This window comes from Soonwooa purpurea (assembly GCF_053891095.1).
In genome coordinates, this window is the sequence record NZ_JBSSMA010000024.1 from 1 (window position 1) to 7284 (window position 7284).

Annotated in this window: 7 protein-coding genes and 1 pseudogene; 3 read left to right on the top strand and 5 right to left on the bottom strand. The window is 33.3% G+C overall.

The window, feature by feature from the left end; translation table 11 throughout:
* Positions 1-559 precede the first annotated feature (559 nt).
* Both ACVFVN_RS14110 and ACVFVN_RS14115 read right to left on the bottom strand, forming a co-directional pair.
* Complete coding sequence (locus ACVFVN_RS14110; RefSeq protein WP_042005544.1) at positions 560-1099, bottom strand: dihydrofolate reductase family protein; 540 nt, start codon at positions 1097-1099, stop codon at positions 560-562.
* Between the two features lie 171 nt (positions 1100-1270).
* Positions 1271-1735, bottom strand: a complete 465-nt coding sequence (locus ACVFVN_RS14115) for a GNAT family N-acetyltransferase (protein WP_024568394.1) — start codon at positions 1733-1735, stop codon at positions 1271-1273.
* Positions 1736-2047: 312 nt separating this feature from the next.
* Between ACVFVN_RS14115 and ACVFVN_RS14120 the strand changes: the two genes are divergently transcribed.
* Together ACVFVN_RS14120 and abc-f are read left to right on the top strand one after the other, a co-directional pair.
* The gene (locus ACVFVN_RS14120; RefSeq protein ID WP_456235774.1) at positions 2048-2416 is read left to right on the top strand and encodes a VOC family protein; all 369 of its coding nucleotides are present in this window, start codon (positions 2048-2050) and stop codon (positions 2414-2416) included.
* A 296-nt stretch (positions 2417-2712) separates the two neighbouring features.
* The gene (gene abc-f, locus ACVFVN_RS14125; protein WP_456235775.1) at positions 2713-4638 is read left to right on the top strand and encodes a ribosomal protection-like ABC-F family protein; all 1926 of its coding nucleotides are present in this window, start codon (positions 2713-2715) and stop codon (positions 4636-4638) included.
* A 127-nt stretch (positions 4639-4765) separates the two neighbouring features.
* Here the strand turns inward: abc-f and ACVFVN_RS14130 are convergent.
* Both ACVFVN_RS14130 and ACVFVN_RS14135 read right to left on the bottom strand, forming a co-directional pair.
* A pseudogene (locus ACVFVN_RS14130) lies at positions 4766-5700 on the bottom strand (IS982 family transposase).
* A gap of 116 nt (positions 5701-5816) precedes the next feature.
* A complete protein-coding gene (locus tag ACVFVN_RS14135; RefSeq protein ID WP_456235776.1) occupies positions 5817-6167 on the bottom strand; it encodes a hypothetical protein in 351 nt (116 codons plus the stop codon).
* A 1-nt stretch (position 6168) separates the two neighbouring features.
* Between ACVFVN_RS14135 and ACVFVN_RS14140 the strand changes: the two genes are divergently transcribed.
* Positions 6169-6360 carry a hypothetical protein gene (locus ACVFVN_RS14140; protein ID WP_456235777.1) on the top strand — a complete coding sequence of 64 codons (192 nt, stop codon included), beginning with the start codon at positions 6169-6171 and terminating at the stop codon, positions 6358-6360.
* On the opposite strand, the gene ACVFVN_RS14145 is transcribed toward ACVFVN_RS14140, so the two are convergent.
* Positions 6343-7131, bottom strand: coding sequence for an APH(3') family aminoglycoside O-phosphotransferase (locus tag ACVFVN_RS14145; RefSeq protein ID WP_154138269.1), 789 nt, complete (start codon positions 7129-7131; stop codon positions 6343-6345). The genes ACVFVN_RS14140 and ACVFVN_RS14145 overlap by 18 nt on opposite strands.
* Positions 7132-7284 lie beyond the last annotated feature (153 nt).

The window sequence follows — 7284 nt, forward strand, 5'->3', positions numbered from 1 at the left end:
TTTCATTTCTGTTTTCCTTTGTTTGCAACTGATTATTATCAGTCCTAAAATTAATATCCAAAGTAGTTTTTTTTTCATTTATCAATGTTTAACTGTTATGCTGGTATCTTTCACAATGCCCGCTAACACGCAAATATACGCAATTTCGTTTATTCTACACATAAATCATTCGTATATCGTTTTATTTTTTTATCCATAATTCTTTTACATATCAATAAATCAACAAGATACAACATATAAAAACATTTGTATTTCCGAATGTTTTTACTGTCTTTGCAAAAAGTAAACAGAACAAAGATATGGCTTACATTATTACCCAAAAAAGATGGATTTATGAGCAATGCACTTCTTAAATTCCATTAGTAAGTGCAATTTTGATGATTAATTTTCTCTCTTTTGAATGGAGCGTAGCGAAATGAAAATGGATAATATACCGCCCAACGGTTTGGGGCTTGGCGTTGGGTTTTGGAGCATAAATATCCAATTTTGAACTTTCAACCCCGCTATTGCAAAACCGATGTTAGCGGTTCGGGCTTTTTGTCGTCCGTCGTTATGTCGGTCAATTGTCTGCACGCTTGTAATGAAGTTGAGTTAGTCCTTTGTCAAATTGTTTTGTTGAGATGAGTTCCAATTTTTGTTCAGGTCGTCCGTCTTTGAAGAGTTTTGTCCCGCTACCAACTAAAATTGGAATAATGGAAATGATAAATTCGTCAATTAAATTTTCTTTTAAAAGTTCGTTTACGATTTCCGCTCCACCGTCAATGAAAATGTTTTTTCCCTGCTCACTTTTTAGCCTTAAAATGAGGTCTTTCAGATTGTCCGTGTAAAAGCTTGTCTTACCAACACTTGGTCTTGATGTCCGTGTTATGATAAAGGAATTTTTGTCAGCGTGAGGAAACTCGGGAACTTGTGTCATTACCCAGTCGTAAGTCTTTCTCCCAAGTATTACTGTGTCTACCGATTTCACAAAGTCTGCATAACCGTAATCTTCACCGTCCTGTTGAACGATTGATAAAAAACTAAGGTCGTCATTTGGTTTTGCAATGTAACCGTCTAAACTTGATGCGATGTATAAAATTACTTTTCTGTCTGTTACCATATTTTAATTGTCGTTTTACAATGCCCGCTAACGTTTTCGGGCTTTGCGTTCGGGCGGGTTTCGGAGCACAAAACTGTCAACCTGCACTGAACTTGAATAGAAGCACAAAGCTCCAAGTGATACGTCACCCCGCCTGACGCAAAACCCGTGTTAGCGGGTCGTTGTTCTTGTTTACTTTTCACTGTCAAGAGTTAATTTGTAATAGAAATGTCGCACTTTCTCTTCTTCTGTCGGATTTGTAAGACGGTAGAAATCAAGAGCATAATTGTCAACTTCATCTGCTTGCACAAAAACTTCTTCAAATCCCTTTTCTTTGAAATATTGATTTGTAAACGCTATTAACTTTCGCCCCACGCCTTTTCTTTGGTAATTCGTCAATACTGCAAGGTCATATATATAGGCTAATGGTTTATCTGAATAGTACTGGTCAAGCACATAAACTGTCAGCCCACCTATAACTTTGTTGTTTGCCCTAGCCGTAACTACATAAAAGGTTTCTTGGTTTAATAGTTTCTGTAAGTGCAATTCACTTGGCAAATTGAAATTTTTCATTTCAAATACATTTTCAAAAATAACTATTAAGTCCTTGAACTCTTTAATATTGTCAGATTGTAGTATTTGCAATTCTAAGTTCATACATTTCTCAGTTTTCTTTTTTAGAGGTAGTCCTTTACAATGCCCGCTAGCACGCAAATATACAAAATTTTGTTTATTCTACACATATAATATTCGTATATCGTTTTATTTTTTGGTCGTGTTTTAAAAAGTATGATGTTATAAAAATTTGACAATCAGGGAGAAAAGTAGTAATTTTGTTGAATGCAAATTTTTGGAGACGACTTAAAAATGTCGTTGATTTTTGACAAAAAATAGCGATGTCCCATTTTTACAATTTTGTTTTTGGGCTTGATTTTACCTTTGCCCCATTATTGTAAAAATTTAAACGAAATGAAAAATTTAATCAATTTTATTGATATTCCTGCCACAGATTTCGGCAGAGCGGTAGCTTTTTACAAGGCTGTTTTGGAAATTTCCATCAATGAAGCCGATGTATTTGGTACAAAAATGGGCTTTTTCCCAAGTGATGGCAAAAACGCATCGGGAGCCATTGTACAGGGCGAAGGCTACAAACCTTCAACAGAGGGCGTTTTGGTGTATCTTAACGGAGGCGATGACCTGCAAAATGCCCTAAACAGAGTAGAACCCAACGGCGGAAAAGTGCTTGTTCCTAAGACTTTTGTAAATCCAGAAGTAGGACATATCGCTATTTTTATTGACAGCGAGGGCAACAAAATGGCGTTTCATTCAATTGGATAGATAATGTAAAAATTCCCCTTTGATTCGCTGGATTATATCGGTAAAATTTGAAGATTTTTGGATTAGTCGTTTTTTTTAGGCAGGGATTTTAAAAACGGGCTCTTAAATTCCATTAGTTGGTGCGCATTATCAACATCAAAATATATATATCCTTAATGGTTTAGGAACTCGAGGTGTACTTTTAGGGCCTTATTTAGCAGATAAGCTCATCAATAATATCGAAAATAAAGTACCTTTGGATAAAAATATCGATGTAAGTCGATATTACAAAAAACTACAGTTAATAAAATAGCCTTATGCTTAATATACACGATTTATCCGTATCGTTCAACGGAGATTATTTATTTGATGGAGTTACTTTTAGATTAGGTGCTGGCGATCGTATTGGATTAGTGGGTAAAAATGGTGCCGGTAAATCAACTATGCTTAAGATTTTATCAGGCGAAACATCACCCGATACTGGTTCTATTGCGTTTGATAAAGAGATAAAAATAGGTTTTTTAAAGCAAGATATTGATTTTGTAAAAGGAAGAACCATTTTAGAAGAGGCGTATCAGGCTTTTGATGAAATTCTTGCCGTTGAAAAGCAATTAAATCAAGTAAATGAGGCGTTAACCACTAGAACGGATTATGAATCTGAAGCCTACACGGAACTTATTGAAAAAGTGAGCGATCTTACGCACAGATTTGATATTTTAGGAGGATATACTTACCAAGGAAACACCGAAAAAATCTTAATCGGATTAGGATTTAAAAGAGATGATTTTAACAAGCAAACGGATACTTTTTCGGGAGGTTGGCGCATGCGTATAGAATTGGCTAAACTATTGTTGCAAAACAACGATATTCTGCTGTTAGATGAGCCTACGAACCACTTAGATATAGAGTCGATCATTTGGTTAGAAAACTTTTTAAAATCGTTTGCAGGCGCTGTTGTATTGGTATCTCACGATAAAATGTTTTTAGATAACGTAACCAACCGAACTATTGAAATTTCATTAGGGAAGATATATGATTTTAATAAGCCCTACTCTCAATATTTGGTATTACGTGGAGAAATGCGCGAAATGCAGTTGGCAGCGCAGAAAAATCAAGCAAAAAAAATAGAAGAAACCGAAAAGTTAATTGAAAAGTTCCGTTATAAAGCTACAAAAGCTTCGATGGCACAATCGTTAATTAAAAAATTAGATAAGGTAGAACGAATTGAAGTAGATGAAGACGATAATGAGGTGATGAATATATCCTTTCCTGTTTCAATTACACCTGGTAAAGTGGTTCTTGAAATGGAACAGGTTACAAAAACTTACGGTGAAAAAACGATTTTTAAAGATATTAACCTGCTGATTGAACGTGGAAGTAAAATTGCGTTTGTAGGACAGAACGGACAAGGAAAGTCGACGTTAATCAAAGCTATAATGAACGAATTTGATTATGATGGATCGATTAAAATTGGGCATAACGTTCAATTGGGATATTTCGCTCAAAATCAAGCCGAGTATTTAGATGGCGAGAAAACATTGTTAAATACGATGATTGATGCGGCTACCGATGCAAATCGTTCAAAAGTGCGCGATATGTTAGGGTCGTTTTTATTTAGAGGTGATGATGTAGAGAAAAAAGTAAAAGTTTTGTCAGGAGGCGAACGAAACCGTTTAGCTTTGGCAATGTTTCTGTTAAAGCCTATCAATGTTTTGTTGATGGATGAGCCTACGAACCACTTAGATATTAAATCGAAAAATGTGTTGAAGCAAGCTTTGAAAAATTATGAAGGAACCTTGTTATTGGTATCACACGATCGTGATTTTTTACAAGGAATGACTGATAAGGTTTATGAATTTAAAGATCAAAAAATTAAAGAATATTTAGGTGATATTAATTATTTTCTGGAAGAACGTAAAGCAAGCGATATGCGCGATTTTGAACAGAAAAAAGACTCAAGTGCCCAAGTGAAGAAGGAAGTTGTTGTAAAACAACAGAAATCACTTTCTTACGACGATCAAAAGCGTTTAAAGACTTTAAATAACAAATTGAGTAAAGCTGAAAACAATATTACAGATCTTGAGAAGAAAATTGCAAAAGCCGATTTGGAATTGGCAGAAGATTACGAAAAACTAATGAACGATGCTAAATGGTTTGCAGCTTATGAAAAATTAAAAAAGGATTTAGATACCACGATGGTCGAGTGGGAGCAAGTTCAGGAAGAGATTGATAGTGTGCAATAAAAATAAAAACAATTTTATACAAAGTGTATAAATTAAAAAGGTTCAGCTTTTTGATTAAGTTGAACCTTTATAATTGTTAAAGAAATAATTCTTATCTGTTTAATAAAAAGTTACCCGTAGTGCATTATTAAACGAGATTAATTTTTAGGTTGTTAATATTTCTGTCGAATACAAATTTATTGAGATATTGAATGGTTGTAAGTGTTGTAATTTTAGCTAAAATTCGGGTTTTAAATCCCTGAAAAGATTTAGCATAATTTCTTCTGATCATAAACTGGTCACAAAGTTGCGAGAATAAAGTTTACTCATCTGTTTTTATTATTTTTTTAAAGGTATTCGTGATGTGCTTCGCAATTCAATACGTTTTCGGTATTTTTTAAATGGATAAAATTGTGGTTTATAGTCTTTTTGATTTTTTCTTTTAGGAGTTTCCAATTGTATATTTACTTCATTAAACAAGTCGAGCTGAATGGTTTGAGAAAGATAATCTTTATCTCCAAGTAACACACAGTCTGATAGTTGTCCTTTTATGTCTTGTAGATAATGGATGTCATGAACAGAAGCAGGTGATAAATCAAAGCTTTGAAAAATACCCGAAATAGAACAAACTGCATGAAGCTTATAGCCGTAAAAATGTAAATTCTGCGAGGCACAAAATCCCTTGTTGGGAATGGCATAATCTACTTCTTTACAGATTTTACTTCGTGAAGATCGAGCCAATTTACAAACTTCCAAAGGCATACTATCTACTATAAAATAGTTCTCAAAATCATTAAACTTTTCTACCATTTTCAATCTGATTTCTTCTATAAACGGGAAGAGTTTTCTCTTTCTTCGATTGTAAACACTTCGTTCAATTTTTGAGGCTATATCAAAATCTTTAATCTCCCTAAAAAGTTGATATTCAGAGTCAATAGATTTAAACTCGGCTAAAATAATTAAACTAATCAACTCTAAATCAGATAGTTTTGGCTTTCTAGGTTTGAAATAAAAGTTCTCAACTTTGGATATTTTAATTAGTTCTTTTAAAATTAATTTGTAACTTGCTTCTAAGTTGCTCATAATTGTATTTATTTGATAGTTAATACAATATACTGATTTTTAATCTTTTGAGCAACTTTTTCTATAATGCACTACGGGTTAATAAGAAATTATCGAAATCGTCCTAATCACATTTTTCATCCTTGATGTACATTTATTTTTGTAACTATTTCACTTTCGTTAAAAGTTATTGTCAGACTTCCCGTATTTATTCCCGTTCCTGTCATTCCTAAATAATAACTATACTCTGAATTAGATTCACTGTCAGGTTTTCCAAGAAGTTTTTCGATTTCAGCCTTTTTCATTCCAACCAACTCGTGATTTTTTCTTAAATCATTCATCATATTCCATCTTAAATCCCAATTTTCCTCCGTATTTAAATCTGAATTTTTCCATTTGTCAGAGTCGAATTTTACGTGGGAAATTTGTCCGCAAGAACTAAGCAGAAGTCCAATAATTATAAAATAATTTAAAATTTTTGCTTTCATATTGTTTTACGGTTGGGTTTTCAAAATTGCTGGTAACGGTTACGTATTGGCGATGGTGGGGCATTTGAAAAACGTCAGCCCAACATTTGCACTAATGCCCGATAGAAGCACAAATGTTGAATTTATAACTATCAGCCCCACTATTGCCAATACGATGTTGGTGGCTGGGCTTCTTTCAAAAGAACTCGTCTAATAATATATAAAACTCTATTTTATTTTTGTTTGGCTTATCAAGTCCATATACCTTGTAAAATATGTCAACCATTTCTGGTCTAAAATTATCTCGTATGTTTCTAACAGCAAGTGCAATATCTTGATATTTATCTGTTATACCTCCATTGCCAATGTCTATAAAACCACTTAAGTTATGATTGTCAAAAATTAAGTTGTCAAAACAGTAATCTCCGTGTGTAAACACTAATTCATAGTCTGATGGCTTTATGCTTAATAATTTCACAAATAGTTCTTCGGGGCTGTAAGTTTGATTTTCGGGTTGTAAGTCTGTAAAATCAATTAACCCACTATCTAAATTAAATCTTGCTTTTGAAATTTTCAAGTCAAGGTGTTGAACCAACGCAGTATTGTCGATTTTCAAAGAATGAAGTTTTTTCAATGATATTGCATATTGCTTAATAATTTCTTCAGTTTCTATTTTATCAAAATAATATTCAAGAGTTTTTCCTTGCAGTTCCGTCATACATAACAATTCAAAGTCGCTTAATTGTTCATAAAAAATAATCTTAGGAACTGGAATTTTTCCGTCAAGCCATAAATAATTTTGATAATCGTATTTGAGGTTTACATTATGGTTACTATAAATTTGTTTTTTGAGAATAAAACTCTTTGATTCATCTGTCGTAACCCTGAACAATTCAGCATTTGTTGAACCACCTGAAATTTGTGTGGTAGTATAATTTCCAAAATATTTGTCAAGTTGATTTTTTACGTCTTTACTGATGTCCATTTGCTGTGTCTTTTAGCCTTGCCACCAACGTTTGGCAAATTGGCGATGGAGCCGACTTTTAGCACAAATGTTGAATAGAATTACTAATCTTCAACATTGCACAAAAGTTCAATAGAAGTACTTCACCGGCTCTATTGCCAATTTGTTTGTTAT

Excerpts from the sequence above, each read along its gene's own strand:
- ACVFVN_RS14110 (WP_042005544.1), bottom strand. The coding sequence starts at position 1,099 with ATGGTAACAGACAGAAAAGTAATTTTATACATCGCATCAAGTTTAGAC.
- ACVFVN_RS14115 (WP_024568394.1), bottom strand. The coding sequence starts at position 1,735 with ATGAACTTAGAATTGCAAATACTACAATCTGACAATATTAAAGAGTTC.
- ACVFVN_RS14120 (WP_456235774.1), top strand. The coding sequence starts at position 2,048 with ATGAAAAATTTAATCAATTTTATTGATATTCCTGCCACAGATTTCGGC.
- abc-f (WP_456235775.1), top strand. The coding sequence starts at position 2,713 with ATGCTTAATATACACGATTTATCCGTATCGTTCAACGGAGATTATTTA.
- ACVFVN_RS14135 (WP_456235776.1), bottom strand. The coding sequence starts at position 6,167 with ATGAAAGCAAAAATTTTAAATTATTTTATAATTATTGGACTTCTGCTT.
- ACVFVN_RS14145 (WP_154138269.1), bottom strand. The coding sequence starts at position 7,131 with ATGGACATCAGTAAAGACGTAAAAAATCAACTTGACAAATATTTTGGA.